Origin of the sequence: Paraburkholderia phenoliruptrix (assembly GCF_902859825.1) — a bacterium.
Taxonomy (GTDB): domain Bacteria; phylum Pseudomonadota; class Gammaproteobacteria; order Burkholderiales; family Burkholderiaceae; genus Paraburkholderia; species Paraburkholderia phenoliruptrix.
In genome coordinates, this window is the sequence record NZ_CADIKB010000097.1 from 1 (window position 1) to 3,214 (window position 3,214).

General features: G+C 52.4%; 3 protein-coding genes. 2 read left to right on the top strand and 1 reads right to left on the bottom strand.

From position 1 onward, the window contains the following. Positions 1–636 precede the first annotated feature (636 nt). Both HV711_RS33040 and HV711_RS33045 read left to right on the top strand, forming a co-directional pair. On the top strand, positions 637–1,302 hold the full coding sequence (locus HV711_RS33040; protein WP_175145673.1) for a hypothetical protein: 666 nt from the start codon (positions 637–639) through the stop codon (positions 1,300–1,302). A gap of 30 nt (positions 1,303–1,332) precedes the next feature. Next, positions 1,333–2,616, top strand: a complete 1,284-nt coding sequence (locus HV711_RS33045; protein ID WP_175145675.1) for a site-specific integrase — start codon at positions 1,333–1,335, stop codon at positions 2,614–2,616. 236 nt (positions 2,617–2,852) lie between these two features. On the opposite strand, the gene HV711_RS33050 is transcribed toward HV711_RS33045, so the two are convergent. Next, positions 2,853–3,206, bottom strand: coding sequence for a helix-turn-helix domain-containing protein (locus tag HV711_RS33050; protein ID WP_302479495.1), 354 nt, complete (start codon positions 3,204–3,206; stop codon positions 2,853–2,855). Positions 3,207–3,214 lie beyond the last annotated feature (8 nt).

Genomic DNA, 3,214 nt, shown 5'->3' on the forward strand with positions numbered 1-3,214 from the left:
TTACGTCCGCTGTATCCCGCGCTCTTTGCGGTGAAGTTCAAAAATTCGTTCCCGACGTTCGCGATACAAACATCCCCCGCCGATCCTCAAATAGACCGGGACGTAACAGCATGCTGCTGTTGCCAAGGAGATGAAGATAGTTAGTGACGAATTGATGTTCGACACGGTATCCCAGATCGTTGAGGGGAAACCGGTCAGCGGCGGCTACCCTAGATATATTCGGCACGTGCATCGCTTGTTGTCGAAACGCGTAGAGTTCGCCGAAGCTGACTTGAGGTCGATCTCGCTTCGAATCGTTGAGATCCTCAAAAAGCGCGGACATGGTCCTCAACCGTTTCGTCACGGTCAGTGCAATGCCGGGTCCAAGACGAGTTCACATCTCGCCAACTGCCGAGACAAAAAGAATCACGTTCTTCGAAAGGAAGGAGCGAGCGCTCGGACCTGCGCAAATTGTCCATTTCATTCTTTCAACGAAGGATACCTTCGGACCTTAAAATCGGACCTTGCTGACTTGAGCCGATCAGTACTCAATGCCGTTGGAGTTGAACGTGCCTCGATTACGCGCAGTATCAGTGACGTGACGAAGGTCATCAAACTGCATGTAAGTCGCATGGGCTTGGATGAGGCACATCTTCAATGAAGCAAGGCCGCTCACCCGCAAGCCGTAGTACCCTCCTGCGTCGTAGCAAGCCTCCGATCGCGCATACAAATGAAGCCTACGCGAGAGAAAATATCGAGGTAAAAATCCGCATTCTCGAAGAGTGGCTCGAAAGCGGCCCCCCTATTACGGACGAGCGTAAACCTCCCTCCGCGACAGACGACGCGCACACGTCCGATAAACTCAAGGAAGCACGTGTTGGCATCGATTTTTTTCCGCGCACGCCTCGCCAATTCAATCTGTGGGACGCTCGACAAAATTGCATGGCGGTGCAGGCTAAGCTTCCGAATATTCGTGTAAATGCAAACGAAACCCTACGTCGCCACCCGGACTTGCGACGAAAGGCTATTGAGCTGATGCAGGAACTGAGCAGTAAGGTTGATGATTCTGGAAAGCCAAAGGGTCGTCCAACAATTGCGGCGCTCAAGAGGCAACTAGACTCCGAGGAAACGAAACGCCTGCAGCTAGAGGAGGAAATGATTTCGCAACGTCGGGAGATCAAGCGGTTGAGCGCCGATAACAATCGGCTCGCTGATCAAAAGGAGCGGATTCAGCAGTTCGCCCGCGACGAAATTAAAAAAATGCAGCGTCGGATTGAGCTGTATGAGCGCGAGCTTGACGAGTTAAGAAAAAAAGATGTTTGAAGAATGCGATGCGAGATCGAGGAGTAAAAAATGATGAGTAAATATGTGTCAACGTGGGAGGATGCGATCGACCTCTCATGGCAGCCTGAAACGAAATCAAAAGGTGTGGTCGCATATTGGCGCGAATCTGGCAATCTCGTTTTTGCACTTATGGATTATTGCTTATATCTATTGGACGTAGAGTTAATAAAATATGGAACAGCACGGAATGAAATATTTCATATTAAACGCTTCATGGAATATTTGGGTTCGGAGAAACTGACTTTCGCGACTGTTACCGACAAAGAACTCGCCGAGTTCCGAGACTCGGAACTTAAAGACGTTCGAGGGAAATCAAATAGCACGCTGAGTGAAAATGCCCACAAGCGTACCGTGAACAGTCGATTACGGCGTGTGTATCACTTCCTGAGCTGGTTGCAGGAGATTGCTCTAGATCAGGTTGGCCTGATTGGCCCTGAAAATGCAAACGTGATGTCTTCGCTCAACGTGAAGCAGCGGAGCGAACGGCGACAACGCGGGCGGAACAAAGACTACTATCCATTGGTCTTCCGTCATGTAGGAGAGGGATCTAAACACCGCACTTCATATTGCGCGACTGATGAAGACCTTGAGTTCTTACAGGCGCACTTCGCTACGTCGATGACAGGAGGACCGGCTCGCCGGAACATACTGCTACTGGATATCGGATACTTAACCGGTCTGCGGCGCGGATCAGTGAATTCGCTCCGATGTGCGCAGTTTGCTCGGGAGGCTATCGATGCGGCTGCGGATACATTCGAAGTCGTCCCGGACGAACAGAAGCTAGGTTACGAGAAAACATACGAGTTTCCGATCCGCCTTGCCGAACGGATTAGGGACTACATTGAGGGCCCACGTGCCGAGATGCTGAGCGCGCGGAAGTGGAAAGACGAAGACACAGATGATCGTATATTCCTTTCTTTCCGGTCAGGGAGGCCACTGGCCGACGCAACGTTATCCGAGATCTTTGGGGACGCATTCGCACTTTTAGATCCGAAATTGCGCGCCGCGTACCACGCCCTACGCCACAATTTTGGAAACACGCGTATCGACCAAGAGGTGGATTCGCGACTTGAATTGGGTCTGGATACAAGCGTGACCTCGATTGCTGCGGCGGTTTCCGTATCGATGGGGCAGTCCAACCCCGCTTCTTTGGAACCATATGTGAGTCAACAGATGTCAAAGTTTCGAGGAAAGAAGGTGACGGCCGCGGACCGCGTTGCGGAACTGGAACGCGAAAACCTAGAACTTAAACGCGAACTGGCCGCGCTCAAGCAAAGCGCAAATAAAGCCTGATGGGGCGCAGCGCACGTGGATTTTTATCCGGTATCTGCACTCTAACTGCGAGGCTGTCAAGAGCAAGATCGCGAAGCACGAGCGAATACGAATTTTGAATCCCATCGCCTCACCTTCCGCGTTGGGAGACTCGGCTGCGCGGTGTCCCATACACGGATTCAAATTGCTCCACACTGACGCTCGCCTCCTGGGAGCCGTTCGCGAAGTAGCAATCGATGCTCTTCGATCACCATCGCCTATTTTTGTACGGCTTTGGCTTTGGTTGTATTGGCGCGCTGCTGTTTCAGTCGTGGCCTCCGATGTTTGGCTTTCGCAAGTCGGGTTTCCAACTCGGTAAGGAGGTCGCTGGGCGTGCAATTCAGAGCGGTCGCAAGTGCGAACAGCATCGTCAGCGTGGGCTGGTGCTGCCCGAGTTCAAGCATGCTGACATAGTTCCGCCTGATCGACGCCTCAAACGCGAGCTGTTCCTGCGTCAATCCAGCGGATAGCCGGCAATGTCCCAGGCGTAGTTGAAGGTTGAAGGCGGCGGTTCGCCAGTGGAATCCGAGAGAATCGGGTTTCCAGGACCAACCTCCCGAACAGGGAACCAAGGAGAACC